We start from the raw sequence: 15,343 nt of genomic DNA on the forward strand, positions 1-15,343 counted from the left end.
CGGGCGCGCCCAGTGCCCAGTGCTGATGGCCCAAATCAGACGGTCATTCAAACCGCAAATCGGCAGCAATGCGTTGCCCCACACGCAGCCACTGCCCTGCGCCGCTGCGCACGATGGCGTTTATGCCGAACGTGATGGCGCCGTCCAACCGTTTGTCCTGGCGGTAGGTGCGCAAGGTGTCGCCCACCGACGGATGGCTCTCGGCCGTGGCCGGGTCGATGTCGGGGATGGGGCATCGCGCGCAGGGCTTCACCGGTTGCAGGTGGACGTCGGCGGTGCCATCGCCCTCCACATGGATCAGATCCACGCGGTCCTCGTCGTGGGCATCCACCCCCGCCAACACCACGTTGGGCCGGAACCGCTCCATGCCCACCGCGCCGTGGCCGCCGGCCGTGAGCCGTGCGTTGAGATCGTTCAGGGATGCCTCACTGGTCACCAGCAGCGGAAACCCGTCAGCAAACTGGTTGGGAGCTTCCATGCCATCCGTCCACTCCAGGCTGGACAGCCGCCGATGTTCCGGGTCAAACCGCACCAGGCGGCAGGGCTGCCCCAGAAAGTCGCTGAACCACTGGGCCGCCACAGGGCCCATGTCCCACGCAGGCACCGTGTCGCGCCAGACAGTCACCGTGGCTGGTGCCTCCACTGCGTCGATCGCCACATGCAGCGCCAGCATGCCCGGAGCCCGCAGCACCATTTCGTCACTCTTGAGCTGGGGCCGGATCAGCGCCATGCGGGGCAGGCTGCGCTGGGTGAGGAACATGCCCTGTGCGTCCACCACCATCCAGGCGCGGTCCAGATCCAGCCCGGTCTCGGTAAGCAGCGCCTGCTGCACCTCGATGCCCGCACAGGATTTGACGGGATACACAAACAGCCGCGCAATGGTGCCGGACAGATCAGACTCGGAAGGGAAACTCACGCCGGGTGCTCCTGAAGAAGGGTGCCAGAAAGGCCAGACCGCAATTCTGCCCTGTCATTACAGGGGGTAAGACCCCTCCTACAATGCCTGTCATGGCCCCAACCTTTGATATCTGCATTCGTGGCACCGGCATCGTGGGCCGAACCCTGGCCTTGTTGCTGGCACGGGAACGACTGAGGGTGGCCCTGGTACCAGACCCGGCTCCACGCAGCGCGGTGGCCACCGATGTACGGGCCTATGCCCTGAATGCAGCGTCCCGTAGCCTGCTCGAATCGCTGCGCAGCTGGCCCGACGCCGAACACGCCACCGCCGTCAAGCACATGCAGGTGCAGGGCGATCAGGATGGCTGCGTGCATTTCGATGCCGCCCCCCAGGGGGTAGAAGCCCTCGCCTGGATCGTGGATGTGCCGGCCCTGGAAGAGCGACTGGCACAGGCTGTGCGGTTTCAGCCATTGGTAGAGGTGGTGGATATCCCGGTGGCTGCGCCCCTGACCGTCGTGTGCGAAGGACGCGCCAGCACCACCCGGTCCGAGTTTGGCGTGCACTTTGACGTGACGCCCTATGCCCAGTACGCCATTGCCACGCGGGTGCGCTGCGAACATCCGCATGCACAGGTCGCACGCCAGTGGTTTTTGCCACAAGGCATTCTGGCTTTTTTGCCGCTGGAGGGAGCCCAGGGGAACTCTGTGGCCGTGGTGTGGTCCGTCCCTGAGGAGCGGGTTTCCGCGCTGATGGCATTGCCTGCCGACACCTTTGCGCACGAGTTGCAGACTGCGAGCCAGCTGGCGCTCGGCAACATTGAGCTCATTGCCGAGCGTGCCACTTGGCCGCTGCAGCTGGCCAAGGCGGACCGCTGGTGCGGTGCTGCATCGACCAATGCGACCAATGGCCCAGCTGCGCGCAGCTGGGTACTGGCAGGCGACGCGGCCCACAACGTGCATCCGCTGGCAGGGCAAGGGCTGAACCTGGGCTTGGCCGATGTGGCAGCCTTGGCCGATGTGCTGCGCACCCGCGACTACTGGCGCCGCGTCGCCGACCTGCGGCTGCTGCGGCGCTACGAACGCCAGCGAAAAGCGGCTCTGATAGCGATGGGCCTGGCCACCGATGGGTTGCAGCAACTGTTTGCACGTCCGGAGGCGCCCTGGCAGGCGCTGCGCAACTGGGGCATGAAGGGCTTTGAACACAGCGGCCTGCTGAAGGATTTTGTGGCCCGCCAGGCCATGGGGATGCGCTGAACGCGCGAGTTTGATTGAACGGGAACATGATGAAATTGACCACTGCTTTGCTGACCGTCGCGGCAGCCACTCTGAGCCTGAGCGCCACGGCGCAAGAGGACGCCATCCGCAAGGCATTGGCCCAGCGTATTCCTCAGATGGACAAGATCGACGAAGTGCGCCCCACTCCCATGAAGGGTCTGTACGAAGTGCGCATCGGTACCGACCTGTTCTACACAGACGCCAAGGGCGACTATGTGATCCAGGGCGAGCTCATCGACTCCAAGGCGCGCCGCAATCTGACCGAAGACCGCATCAGCAAACTCACAGCTGTCAACTTCTCGGCCCTGCCCCTGAAAGATGCCGTAACCATTGTGCGCGGCGACGGCAAGCGCAAGGTGGCCGTGTTCGAGGACCCCAACTGCGGCTACTGCAAGCGCTTTGAGCGCGACTTGCAGCAGATCAACAACGTGACGGTGTACCTGTTCCTGTACCCCATCCTGAGCCCGGATTCGGCCGAAAAGTCGCGCAACATCTGGTGTTCCAAGGACCAGGCCACGGCGTGGCAAGACCAGATGGTGCGTGACAAGCCCGCACCGGCGGCTAGCTGTGACACCAGCGCGCTGCAGCGCAACCTGGCCTTTGGCAAGAAGTACAAGATCACCGGCACCCCCACATTGATTTTTGCCAACGGCACGCGTGTGCCAGGTGCGATCGGCGCCCAGGAGGTCGAAAAGCGTCTGGCCGAAGCCGCCAGCGAAACGCCCTCCGCCAATTGATAGCCGCTGAAAGCCCCTGACCGACGACCCCGCGCGGCCCATGCGTCGCACACGCCATGCCCCTCTCACGCCAAGCCTCTGCCGCAGACATTCACTACCGCGTCGAACCCACAGACCTGCACGCACATCTGTTCACCGTGACGCTGACGGTGCAGCGGCCAGCGGCATCGCAAGAGCTGTCTCTGCCGGTCTGGATTCCAGGCAGCTACCTGGTGCGGGAGTTCTCCAAGAATCTGCAGGTTCTGGCGGCTCGGCAAGGCCAACGCGCTTTGCAACCGGCCCAGCTGGACAAGCACCGCTGGCAAGTGCAATGCACGGAGCGCAAGCCTCTGGTGCTGACCTATCAGGTGTGCGCCTACGACAGCTCCGTGCGCACCGCCTGGCTGGACACCTCGCGCGGCTTTTTCAACGGCACCAGTCTGTGCCTGCGCGTGCATGACCAGGAGAAACAGCCCCACACACTGGAACTGGCACGCACGGCGGCCACGGCGACCTGGGCTGCTGCCACCGGTCTACGGCCCCTGGATGCCGACAAGCAAGGGTTTGGTCTGTACGCAGCGGCCGACTACGATGAACTGGTCGATTGCCCGGTGGAATTGGGTAACTTCTGGGTGGGGCGCTTCAAGGCCTGCGGCATTGCCCACCAGTTTGTGGTGGCAGGTGCAGCTCCGTCGTTCGATGGCAAGCGCCTGCTGGCCGACACGCAGAAAATTTGTGAAACCGCCATCCGTTTCTGGCACGGCGAAGGCAAGGCGCCGTTCAAAAACTACGTCTTCATGCTCAACGCCGTGGGAGATGGTTATGGGGGACTGGAACACCGCAACTCCACGGCGCTGATCTGCGGGCGGCGTGATCTGCCCCGCCAGGGCGATGTGCGAGCCAGTGAGGGCTACACCACGCTGCTGGGCCTCATCAGCCACGAATACTTTCACACCTGGAACGTCAAGCGCCTGCGGCCTGCCGAGTTCACCCGCTACGACTATGCGCAAGAGAACTACACCGAGTTGCTGTGGTTCTTCGAGGGCTTCACGAGCTACTACGACGACCTGCTGCTGCGCCGCGCCGGGCTGCTGGACGACGCAACCTACCTCAAGCTCATCACCAAAACCATCAACCAGGTGCTGCAAACACCCGGCCGGTCGGTACAAACCGTGGCCCAGGCCAGTTTTGACGCGTGGGTGAAGTACTACCGACAGGACGAGAACACACCCAACACCACCGTCAGCTACTACACCAAGGGCTCTCTGGTGGCCCTGTGCCTGGACCTGGCCCTGCGGCGCGAGGGCAAAGCCACGCTGGACGATGTGATGCGCGCACTGTGGGTGCGCTGCGCGGGCGGCCCGATGACCGAAGCGGATCTGCGCGCCGTGCTCCACGACCTGGCCGGCCGCCCATTCGACAAGGAACTGGCGCACTGGGTGCACAGCACAGCCGATCTACCCCTGGAGGAGCTGCTGGCCGCCCACGGCGTGGCGCTCAAGGCCGACCGGCCACAGCTGGCCCAGCGCCTGGGCCTGCGTGTGGCCGAGAACCACAGTGTGCAGATCAAGACCGTGCTGCGTGGCGGAGCCGCAGAGAAGGCAGGAATGTCTGCAGGCGACGAGTGGCTGGGCGTGGAAGTGCAGGGCCAGGGCTGGCGCATCAGCAAGCTCGACGACGTCACTTTCTACGCGGGCATCCACACCACCCTGCAGGCACTGGTGGCCCGCGACGGGCGACTCCTGCGCCTGCCCTTGGAGATACCACTGCTCCAGGCAGCTGGAGCCCCTGCCAAGGGCCGGCGCAACGCGACCGCCACAGCCATGGCGCCAGACACCATCAGCCTGACGGTGACAGACGCCGCTGCAGTGGGACGCTGGCTGGCCTGACGGCAGCAAAGCCCTACTGCCTTGGGTATATTGCTGCAGCTTTCATAACCAACCATAACCCCCAGGAGATTTCATGGCTTACGAAACCATCGAGGTGCGCATTGAAGCGGACAAGGTCGGCATCATCACCCTCAATCGGCCCAAACAGCTTAACGCGCTGAACGACCAACTCATGAATGAACTGGGCGCTGCCCTCAAGGCGTTCGACGCTGACGAGAAAATCGGCTGCATGATCGTCACCGGCAGCGAAAAGGCTTTTGCGGCGGGCGCGGACATTGGCGCCATGGCCAAATACAGCTTCGCTGACACCTACAAGGGCGACTACATCACCCGCAACTGGGAAACCATCCGCTCCATTCGCAAGCCCGTCATCGCCGCCGTCAGCGGCTTTGCATTGGGCGGCGGCTGCGAACTGGCCATGATGTGCGACTTCATCATCGCCGCCGACAATGCCAAGTTCGGTCAGCCCGAGATCAAGCTGGGCGTGATCCCTGGTGCGGGTGGCACGCAGCGCCTGCCCCGCGCCGTGGGCAAGTCCAAGGCCATGGACATGGCGTTGACAGGCCGCATGATGGACGCGACCGAAGCCGAGCGCGCCGGACTGGTCAGTCGAGTGGTGGCTTACGACAAGCTCATGGACGAAGCACTGGGCGCCGCCATCATGATTGCCGGCTTCTCGCAGATCGCTGTCATGGCAGCCAAGGAATCGGTCAACCGCGCCTTCGAGGGCACGCTCGCCGATGGCGTGATGTTTGAGCGCCGCCTGTTCCACGCGCTGTTTGCGACGCAGGACCAAAAGGAAGGCATGGACGCGTTCATGAACAAACGCGCTGCCAACTTCACACACCAATAATTTTTGTTCTATAATTCTGGTTTCCGGTCGTATAGCTCAGTTGGTTAGAGCGCAGCATTCATAATGCTGATGTCGGTGGTTCAAGTCCACCTACGACCACCAAATACAAAAACCCACAGTGCGGCAACCCACTGTGGGTTTTTTCTTTCAGGCGAGCCTCAGAACCTGTTTCTGTGCCCATCGAAGCACAGAGCCGCTTGACTTGTCAGAGGGATATGCCACGCTGGCAACCCCTTCTAAAATTGTGCCTTCAGCCCCTGGATGTAAACCATGAACCGCTGCACCACACCCTCTTCCAGCCGCTACCCCGTCCAGCGGGTGCCCCGCTTTTTCCATGCCGCATGGATGGCCGTGGTGACCTGTGCGGCCCTCTGCGCCGTGGCACCGGCCTCGGCTCAAGTCCAGCCAGGCCTGGGCCTCTCACGCCCCTTCCCCGAAGCCGCACTGCGGGGCACGCTGAGCATCAACACCGCATCCGAAGCCACACTCAATGGCAAGACCATCCGCATGGCCCCCGGCATGCGGCTGTTCAGCCCCCAGAACACCTTGGTCATGGCACACACGGTGCTGGGCCAGACCTTCAAGGTCAACTACGTGCTGGAGAACAGCACCGGCATGCTGCATTCCGCATGGATCCTGACCGAAAGCGAGGCCGCACAGCCCCGCAAGGGCAGCGACGCCATCGTCACCAACATCACGACCGGCTCGGGCGCCGCTCTGAAGTAACTCCTTTCCGGTGCGGCCGCACAGCCACCGCGCCGTTGTGACATTCACAGTCTCCGCACCACGCCAGGTGCGGTGTTTGCTTGCTCTTTTGCGAAATTGCCATGGCCAAAAAAGTCTTTATCAAAACCTTCGGCTGCCAGATGAACGAGTACGACTCGGACAAGATGGCCGACGTGCTGAACGCCGCCCAAGGCTACGAGCCCACGCAGAACGTGGACGAAGCCGACCTCATCCTCTTCAACACCTGCTCGGTGCGTGAGAAGGCGCAAGAAAAGGTTTTCAGCGACCTGGGCCGCATCAAGCACCTGAAGGCACGCGGCGTGAAGATTGGTGTGGGCGGGTGCGTGGCCAGCCAGGAGGGCGCCGAGATCATCAAGCGCGCGCCCTACGTGGACGTGGTGTTCGGCCCCCAGACCCTGCACCGCCTGCCCGAGATGCTCAACCAGCGTGAACGGCTGGACAAGCCCCAGGTGGACATCAGCTTTCCCGAAATCGAGAAGTTCGACCACCTGCCGCCCGCGCGGGTGGAAGGCGCGTCGGCCTTTGTGTCGATCATGGAAGGCTGCAGCAAATATTGCAGCTACTGCGTGGTGCCCTACACCCGTGGCGAAGAGGTGAGCCGCCCATTCGACGACGTGCTGGTCGAAGTGGCGGGCCTGGCCGACCAGGGCGTGAAGGAAATCACCCTGCTGGGCCAGAACGTGAATGCCTACCTGGGCAAGATGGGTGGCACGGCAGAGATTGCCGACTTTGCGCTGCTGCTCGAATACGTGTCGGACATCCCTGGCATTGAGCGCATCCGCTACACCACCAGCCACCCCAACGAATTCACGCCCCGACTGATCGAGGCCTATGCCAAGCTGCCCAAGCTGGCCAGCCACCTGCACCTGCCCGTGCAGCACGGCAGCGACCGCATCCTGATGGCCATGAAGCGCGGCTACACCGCCATGGAATACAAGAGCACGGTGCGCAAGCTGCGCGCCATCCGCCCCGACCTGGCCATGAGCAGCGACTTCATCGTAGGCTTCCCCGGCGAGACGGAAGACGACTTCAACAAGATGATGAAGCTCATCGACGATATCCACTTTGACAACAGCTTCAGCTTCATCTTCAGCCCCCGCCCCGGCACGCCCGCAGCAGGCCTGCACGACGACACGCCGCACGACGTGAAGCTGCGCCGCCTGCAGCACCTGCAGGGCGTCATCAACGCCAACATCAAGTCCATCAGCGAAAGCCGTGTGGGTACGGTACAACGCATACTGGTGGAAGGTGCCTCCAAGCGCGACGCCACCGAGCTGATGGGCCGCACCGAGTGCAACCGCGTGGTCAACTTTGTAGGCCAGCCCCGCCTGGTGGGTCAGATGGTGGATGTGACCGTCACCGAGGCCAAGGCCTATACCTTGCGCGGCGAGGTGCTGACGCACGAAATCGCCGCACTGGCCGGCTGACGCGCAGGCACAGACGCCGCGCACGCCGACCCACCTGGCTGCAATGCCCACCCAGAGCCCCCCACCCACGGCACCGCCACCCGCCGAAGGCCTGCTGCATGGCCTCTCCTTCCAGCAGCTGTTGCTGCTGGCATTCGTGCTGATTGCAGGCTTGCTGGGAGTCAGCTCACTGAGGGCCTTGCACACGCTGGAGCAGCTCATGGTGCTCAGCCGCCATGGCACGGCCGAGGCCACTGCACTGGCCACGGCCGCACAAGGCCTGAACCAGCGCGGGCAAGCCCTGGAACGTGCGGCGCGGCAGTCCCTGGTGCTGCGCGATGCGCCGCTGCGCCGCAGCTTCGACGACATGGCGGTCGATGCGCTCACCGTAGTGGACCACCTGCAGGTCGCAGGGTTGCCGTCCGCGCAGACGCAAGCGTGGCGCACCCACCTGGAGGCCGTCAAAACCTTGCTGGACGCACCGCCAGACCGTGCGCTCGACAATGAACGCCTGGTCGCCGAGGAATTCATGGCCCTGGAAACCCTGCACGGCACCATGGTGCAGTCGGTGCAGGACATCAACACCCAGCGCAACCAGGCGCTGCAGGACCAGGTGGAGAACAGCCGCCGCAACGTGACGCACCAGGTAGTGGGCGCCATTGTGCTGGCGTTGGTGCTGGCACTGTCTCTGGGCATCTGGCTGGCGCGACCGTTCAAGCGTCTCGAAGGCGCCATCCGGCAGCTGGGTGAAAACCAGCTGGACGAGCCGGTGCTGATCTCCGGCCCGGACGACGTGCGCCGGCTGGGCCAGCGGCTGGAATGGCTGCGGCTGCGACTGCTGGAGCTGGATGCAGACAAGGCGCGGTTCCTGCGCCATATCTCCCACGAACTCAAGACCCCTCTGGCCGCGCTGCGCGAGGGCGTGGCGCTGCTGCAGGACGGCGTGACGGGCGAACTCACCGCTGGCCAGCGCGAGGTCGCGCAGATCCTGCACCACAACACGCTGCAGCTGCAGGGCGAGATCGAGGCCCTGCTGCGCTTCAACGCCGCAGCCTTCGAGGCACGGCAACTGCAGCGGCGCGACACCGATCTGCTGGCCCTGCTGGAGGCCCAGGTCGAGACACAGCGGCTGCAGTGGCAAGCCAAGGGCCTGACCGTGCGGGTAGAGGGGCAGCCCGTGCGCATGCTGGTCGATGCCGACAAGATCACCTCCGCCGTCAGCAATCTGCTGTCTAACGCCATCCGCTTTTCACCTCCCCAGGGCACGGTGCGGCTGGTGCTCTCGCAACCTCCCGGCCAGGTGCGCCTGGACGTCTTCGACCAGGGGCCCGGCGTGGACCGGGTGGACCGCGACCGCGTGTTTGAACCCTTTTACCGGGGTGTTCGCCAACCGGACGATGCCGTGCGCGGCACCGGCATCGGGTTGTCCATCGTGCAGGAATATGTGCAGGCCCATGGCGGCAGCGTGCGCCTGGTGGACGAAGGCGCACACTCCTTCTTTCGCATCGAACTTCCCCATGCCGCCTAGCACTCCCCCTCTGTCCTCCCACGCGCTGCGATGGCCGCTGCTTGCCCTGGGCGCCGTGCTGGCAGGCTGCGCCACCACCGCGCCCCCACCTGCCCCCTCCAAGCCACCTCCGGTAGCCATGATCATTGCCGTGCCTGTAGCCCCGGCGATCGAAGTCGGCGCCACCGAAGCACGCGATACGGAGACCGATAGCAAAGCCCCCATTGCCCTGCTCCTGACCCAGACAGACCGTGTACTCAAGCTGCCCCCGGCCGAACTCGCCAGGGAAATTGCCCGACTGAGCGAAGCGGAGGACGCCACGGCCGACACGCCGTTGCTATTGGCCACGGCCCTGGCACAAACGCGCCAGGCCGTGGACACCGCCCGTGCGCTGGGCCTGGTGCAGCGCGTGCTGGGCAACACCGGCGCTGCAGCACAACCCTTGCACCCGCTGGCCCGGCTGCTGGAGGCTCGGCTGCTGCAACAACGCCGGCTGGAGGACCAGCTCGACCGCCAGGCCCAGCAGCTGCGCGACAGCCAACGCCGCAATGACCAGCTCAGCGAACGCCTGGAGGCCGTGCGCGCCATCGAGCGCAGCCTGAGCACGCGCCCAGCACCGTCACCCTCCGCCCCCGCCGCGCCTGCAGCGAGCAATGGCGCGGCGCCACGGCCCGCCCCCTGACCGACCTACCCGCCATGCCCTCTTCCTCCCCCACCCGCGCCGCCCCACCCGCCCGCATCCTGGTGGTGGACGACGACGCCGACATGCTGCGGCTGCTGTCGCTGCGCCTGAAAGCCGCCGGGCACGACGTGGTGGCCGTGGGCTCGGCCGAAGCGGCACTGGCGCAGCTGGACATTGCCCGCCCGCAGCTCGTGCTGAGCGATGTGCGCCTGCCGGGGCGCGACGGCCTGGCCCTGTTTGACGAAGTGCGCGCCCGCCACCCCTCACTGCCCGTGATCCTGCTGACCGCACACGGCACCATTCCCGATGCGGTGGAGGCCACGTCGCGCGGGGTGTTCACCTACCTCACCAAGCCCTACGACGGCAAGGAGCTGCTGGAGAAGATTGCGCAGGCGCTGGCGCTCAGCGCCCCTGCCGTTGCGCAGCCGCATGCCGACGAGGACTGGCGGGCAGAGATCGTGAGCCGGTCGCACCGCATGACGGACCTGCTGTCCGAGGCATACATGGTCGCCCAGTCCGACGCCAGCGTGCTGCTGCGCGGCGACAGCGGCTCGGGCAAGGAGCTGCTGGCGCGCGCCATCCACCGTGCCAGCCCGCGTGCGGCGCGTCCGTTTGTGGCCGTCAACTGTGGCGCCATCCCCGAGGCGCTGCTGGAGTCCGAGCTGTTCGGCCACGTCAAGGGCGCCTTCACCGATGCGGTGAGCAACCACAAGGGGCTGTTCCAGGCGGCGGATGGCGGCACCCTGCTGCTGGACGAGATTGGCGACATGCCCCCGGCCCTGCAGGTCAAGCTGCTGCGGGTGTTGCAGGAGCGCGCCGTGCGCCCCGTGGGTGCCAGCCAGGCCACGCCCATCGACGTGCGCATCATCTCGGCCACGCACCGGGACCTGGAGGCCGCCATGGCCAGCGCGCAGTTCCGCGAGGACCTGTACTACCGACTGAACGTGGTGTCGCTGGTGCTGCCCACCCTGGCCGAGCGGCGCGAGGACATTGCGCTACTGGCCAACCACTTTCTGGACCGCCTGTCCCGCAAATACGACAAGCGCCTGTCCGGCTTTGCGCCTGAGGCGCTCAAGGCACTGACCACCGCCGCCTGGCCAGGCAACGTGCGCCAGCTCTACAACGTGGTCGAGCAGGTGTGCGCCCTGTCCACCACCCCCCTGGTGCCGCTGACACTGGTGCAGCGCGCGCTGCGCACCCCGTCCACCCAGGTGCTGAGCTTTGCAGAGGCCCGCCAGCGTTTCGAGCGCGAGTACCTGGTGGGACTGCTCAAGATGACCGACGGCAATGTGGCCGATGCAGCGCGGCTGGCGCAACGCAACCGCACCGAGTTCTACCGCCTGCTGCAAAAGCACGCGCTGACGCCTGGACAGTTCAAGCAGGATGCAGGCGATGCGGACGATGTCGTGGATGAGCGACACGAGTAAGTCATTGATTTACATGGTGTTTTAATCAAAGCACCCACCCCTTGTCGCCATCCGGCGACAAAAAGCGGGGGCTGATAGGTGCCCACAGGCCATTGCACAACTGCTTACACGCAGAGGCCGCTCCAACCCATTGATTTCAAAGCGTTTTTTGCAGCTGGCACAGGGTTTGCCCTATGCCTGGCATGCACGCAGTTTTTCCCTCCTTTTTTCGCCAGATCGGCAGGCGCGCAGGGCCCGCAATAGCCCTGGCCACCGCCCTGCTGGCCGGCGGCGCGCACGCACAGGGCTTTGACTTCGAGAGCGTGACCCGACTCGCCCGCGACCGCGCCAGCCAACCCTACCGGCCGGTGAGCGACAAGCTCCCGGCCGACCTCGCACAGCTCAGCTACGACCAGGTGCGCGACATCCGCTGGCGCCCCGATCGCGCCCTGTGGCGGGCCGACAAGCTGCCCTACGAGGCCATGTTCTTCCATCTGGGGCTGTACCAGAAAGAGCCGGTGCTGATCAACGAAGTGACGCCCCAGGGCGTGCGCCACATCCCCTACAGCCGCGCGGACTTTGACTACGGCAAGAACCAGCTGCGGCCCGAGGCCTGGGGCGACCTGGGCTTTGCAGGCTTTCGTCTGCACAACCACCTGAACTCCAGTGCCTACAAGGACGAGCTGGTGGTCTTTCAGGGCGCCAGCTACTTCCGCGCTCTGGGCAAAGGCCAGCAGTACGGCCTGTCGGCGCGCGGGCTGGCCATCGACACCGTGGGCGGCCGGGGCGAGGAGTTCCCCCGCTTCACCGAGTTCTGGCTGGTGCGGCCCGACCCGCTGTCCACCCAGGTCACGGTGTACGCACTGCTCGACTCGCCACGCGCCACGGGCGCCTACCGCTTTGACATCCAGCCGGGCCCGCAGACCACCACCACGGTGCGCAGCCGCATTTTTGTGCGTGCCGCCTCCGGCAACCCATCCATCGCCACGCTGGGCGTTGCGCCGCTGACCAGCATGTTCTTCTTCGGCGAGAACCAGCCACGCAAGGAAGACTTCCGCCCCGAAGTGCATGACTCCGACGGACTCATGGTGGCCACCGGCGAAGGCGAATGGCTGTGGCGCCCGCTGCAGAACCCCCGGCAGACGCTGGTCACCTCGTTCGCCACCAAAAACCCCAAGGGCTTTGGCCTGATGCAGCGCGATCGCCAGTGGAGCAGCTACGAGGATGTGGAAGCCCGCTACGAACGCCGCCCGAGCGCCTGGGTGCGCCCGCTGCATGACTGGGGCGCCGGCCGCGTGGAGCTGGTGCAGCTGAACACCCCGGACGAGACCCACGACAACGTCGTGGCGTATTGGGTGCCCGCCCAGATGCCCGCCCCCGGCCAGCCGCTGGAATTTGCCTATGAACTGAGCTGGCAGGGCGATGAGCAGCAGCGCCCACCCAGCGCCTGGGCCACCCAATCGCGCCGCGGCATGGGCTACACCAAGTTGTCGGCCCAGGAACTGCGCCAGCAGGTGCAGTACGTGGTCGATTTCGAGGGCCCTGCCCTCAAGGCCCTGCCTGCCGAAGCCACTGTGAAGGCTGTAGTGACCAGCGATGCCAACGGCAAGGTGCTGGAAAACATTGCCTACGTCAACCCCGCCACCGGCGGGTGGCGCATGACCGTTCGCATCCAGCGCCTGCAGGCCGACCGGCCGGTAGAGCTGCGCGCTTTTCTCCAACACGATAACCACGCTGTGAGTGAAACATGGACGCACATCAGTCTTCCCGAGTAAGCCCTCATGACCCCCACGGCACCCACGCATCCACAGGCCCGGCCGTGGTCGCGCGGCGCGGTGTGGCCTACCCCCGGCCAACCCCCAGCCGACGCAGCACGTTGCGCGAAGAGCGTCACCCCAATGCGGTGACGGCACCGCCTCTGCACCGCGGCTCCATGGTGCCCCTGCCCTGGCGCGGCTTCTGGAACAGCGTAGGCACCGCCGTGCTGCTGCGCCTGACGGGCCGTACATCCCAACAACCCGCACCGGCCACGGCGGTACAAGCCCCCGCTGAATCCACCGCCGCCTGGCAGGGCGCAGCGCAGCGCCGCCGCTGGACGTTTGCGCTGCTCACCGTGCTGGCCACCGCACTGGCCAGCACCCTGTTTGCCAGCGTGCAGCCCGACTATGAAAACGCGTGGCTGGGCTACGGCCAGATTGCGTTGTTTGCGCTGCTGTCCGCCTGGGTGGTAACCGGCTTTTTGACCGGGCTCATGGGCTTTTGGGTGATGTTGCGCGGCGACCGGCATGCGTTGTCGGCACGCAGCGTGGCAGATCACGCGCTGGCTTCCGACGCCCGCACTGCCATCATCATGCCGATCTGCAACGAAGACGTGGCCACCGTGTTTGCCGGGCTGCGCGCCACCTGCGAGTCGGTGGCCGCCACCGGCCACGGCACCACGTTCGATGTGTTTGTGCTCTCCGACAGCAACGACCCCGCCATTGCCCGCGCCGAGCGCGCCGCCTGGGAAGAGCTGCGCAGCGCCCTGGCGCAGCACAGCCAGCAACCCCAGGTGCAGGTGTACTACCGCCTGCGCACACGCCGCACCCACCGCAAGGCAGGCAACGTGGCCGACTTCTGCCGCCGCTGGGGCAAGGACTACCGCTACATGGTGGTGTTGGACGCCGACAGCGTGATGAGCGGCGACTGCATCGTCTCCATGGCCAAGCTGATGGAAGCCAACCCCACGGCCGGCATCATCCAGACCGCTACGCAGGCCATCGGCCATGTGACGCTGCACGCCCGCGCGCAGCAGTTTGCCTCGCGCGTCACGGGTCGCCTGTTCACTTTGGGCATGCAGTACTGGCAGCTGGGCGAATCGCACTACTGGGGCCACAACGCCATCATCCGCGTGGCACCGTTCATGCAGCACTGCGCGCTGGCGCCCATCCCCGGCAAGGGGGGCCTGGCTGGCGGCATCATGTCGCACGACTTTGTGGAAGCCGCCCTCATGCGCCGCGCGGGCTACCACGTGTGGCTGGTGGGCGACCTGATCGGTAGCTATGAGCAACAGCCGCCCGACCTGCTGGCCGAGCTGCAGCGCGACCGCCGCTGGTGCCAGGGCAACCTGCAAAACGCGCGCCTGATGGCCGAGCCCGGCATCCACGCGGTGCACCGGTCCATGTTCGTCACTGGTGCCATGGCCTATCTGTCGGCGCCGCTGTGGCTGGCCTTCATGACTCTCGGTACGGCGCTGTGGCTGTCGGGCGCCAAGCTGGTAGCGGACTGGCACATCCTGCCCGCCGAACTGCTCGCCCTGTGGGTCTGGACCTTGTGCCTGCTGTTCTTGCCGCGCATCCTGGGCGTGGCCGCAGTGTTCATGCGCCGCGAGCAAAAGCAGTACGGCGGCGCTTTCAGCCTGCTCAAGAGCGCCGTGCTGGAGAGCGTGATGGCCATCCTGCAGGCGCCGGTGCGCATGCTGGCGCATTCGCTGTTTGTGCTGATCGCGTTGACCGGCCTGAAGCTGGAGTGGAAGTCGCCCCCGCGCGAAGCCCATGCCGTGCCCTGGCGCCACGCCGTGCGCCAGCTCGCTCCAATGAGCGCGGTGATCGCCCTGCTGGCAGCGGGCGTGGCGCTGATCGACAGCAGCGCGCTGTTGTGGCTGATGCCCGTGGGCCTGCCGCTGGCGCTGGCGATTCCGCTGGCGGTGTGGACAAGCCAGATCGCACTGGGCCGGGCGCTGCGTGCGCAGCGACTGCTGCTGATTCCCGAGGAGTCGTGGTCCCCTCCAGTACTGCGCCGTGCCTGGTTGCACGCCAGCCGGCTGGCACGGCCCGTGGCGTTGCAAGCAGCCTGAGGCACCGCGCAGAGCCACCATCCACCGACCCACAAAAAAAGCCGACGCATGTCGGCTTTTTTATTCACTCATATTTTCATAGCATTCCAGGCATATGGTTGTAGCGCCTGGTGCCAAAAAGGCTTGAAAA

12 protein-coding genes and 1 tRNA gene are annotated in these 15,343 nt (G+C 65.5%); 12 read left to right on the forward strand and 1 reads right to left on the reverse strand.

Annotated features, from left to right (window positions below; genetic code table 11):
* Nucleotides 1-43 precede the first annotated feature (43 nt).
* A complete protein-coding gene (locus IB236_RS10045) occupies nt 44-916 on the reverse strand; it encodes an MOSC N-terminal beta barrel domain-containing protein (protein ID WP_192420433.1) in 873 nt (290 codons plus the stop codon).
* Nucleotides 917-1,008: 92 nt separating this feature from the next.
* Here IB236_RS10045 and IB236_RS10050 point away from each other — a divergent pair, with 92 nt between their 5' ends.
* The 12 genes from IB236_RS10050 to mdoH all read left to right on the forward strand — a co-directional run bounded on the left by IB236_RS10050 (nt 1,009) and on the right by mdoH (nt 15,213).
* Nucleotides 1,009-2,151, forward strand: coding sequence for an FAD-dependent monooxygenase (locus tag IB236_RS10050; protein WP_192420435.1), 1,143 nt, complete (start codon nt 1,009-1,011; stop codon nt 2,149-2,151).
* A 29-nt stretch (nt 2,152-2,180) separates the two neighbouring features.
* Nucleotides 2,181-2,909, forward strand: a complete 729-nt coding sequence (locus IB236_RS10055) for a DsbC family protein (protein WP_192420437.1) — start codon at nt 2,181-2,183, stop codon at nt 2,907-2,909.
* A gap of 56 nt (nt 2,910-2,965) precedes the next feature.
* Nucleotides 2,966-4,777, forward strand: a complete 1,812-nt coding sequence (locus IB236_RS10060) for a M61 family metallopeptidase (protein ID WP_192420439.1) — start codon at nt 2,966-2,968, stop codon at nt 4,775-4,777.
* Between the two features lie 73 nt (nt 4,778-4,850).
* Nucleotides 4,851-5,630, forward strand: coding sequence for an enoyl-CoA hydratase (locus IB236_RS10065; protein WP_056066293.1), 780 nt, complete (start codon nt 4,851-4,853; stop codon nt 5,628-5,630).
* A 25-nt stretch (nt 5,631-5,655) separates the two neighbouring features.
* Nucleotides 5,656-5,732: transfer RNA gene (locus IB236_RS10070), tRNA-Met, on the forward strand.
* Between the two features lie 168 nt (nt 5,733-5,900).
* Nucleotides 5,901-6,356: a hypothetical protein gene (locus IB236_RS10075; protein WP_192420441.1), complete on the forward strand. Its 456-nt coding sequence runs from the start codon at nt 5,901-5,903 to the stop codon at nt 6,354-6,356.
* A gap of 101 nt (nt 6,357-6,457) precedes the next feature.
* The gene (miaB, locus tag IB236_RS10080) at nt 6,458-7,804 is read left to right on the forward strand and encodes a tRNA (N6-isopentenyl adenosine(37)-C2)-methylthiotransferase MiaB (protein ID WP_192420443.1); all 1,347 of its coding nucleotides are present in this window, start codon (nt 6,458-6,460) and stop codon (nt 7,802-7,804) included.
* A 43-nt stretch (nt 7,805-7,847) separates the two neighbouring features.
* Nucleotides 7,848-9,311 carry an ATP-binding protein gene (locus IB236_RS10085; RefSeq protein ID WP_192420445.1) on the forward strand — a complete coding sequence of 488 codons (1,464 nt, stop codon included), beginning with the start codon at nt 7,848-7,850 and terminating at the stop codon, nt 9,309-9,311.
* A complete protein-coding gene (locus IB236_RS10090; RefSeq protein WP_225581051.1) occupies nt 9,301-9,972 on the forward strand; it encodes a hypothetical protein in 672 nt (223 codons plus the stop codon). Before IB236_RS10085 ends, IB236_RS10090 begins: the two co-directional genes overlap by 11 nt.
* 14 nt (nt 9,973-9,986) lie before the next feature.
* Nucleotides 9,987-11,399, forward strand: coding sequence for a sigma 54-interacting transcriptional regulator (locus IB236_RS10095; RefSeq protein WP_192420447.1), 1,413 nt, complete (start codon nt 9,987-9,989; stop codon nt 11,397-11,399).
* Between the two features lie 182 nt (nt 11,400-11,581).
* Nucleotides 11,582-13,153 carry a glucan biosynthesis protein G gene (locus IB236_RS10100; RefSeq protein WP_225581052.1) on the forward strand — a complete coding sequence of 524 codons (1,572 nt, stop codon included), beginning with the start codon at nt 11,582-11,584 and terminating at the stop codon, nt 13,151-13,153.
* Nucleotides 13,126-15,213, forward strand: coding sequence for a glucans biosynthesis glucosyltransferase MdoH (gene mdoH / locus IB236_RS10105; protein WP_225581053.1), 2,088 nt, complete (start codon nt 13,126-13,128; stop codon nt 15,211-15,213). Before IB236_RS10100 ends, mdoH begins: the two co-directional genes overlap by 28 nt.
* Nucleotides 15,214-15,343: the final 130 nt, after the last annotated feature.

It is taken from the genome of Acidovorax sp. ACV02, from assembly GCF_014851475.1.
GTDB classification, from domain to species: Bacteria; Pseudomonadota; Gammaproteobacteria; order Burkholderiales; family Burkholderiaceae_C; genus Acidovorax; species Acidovorax delafieldii.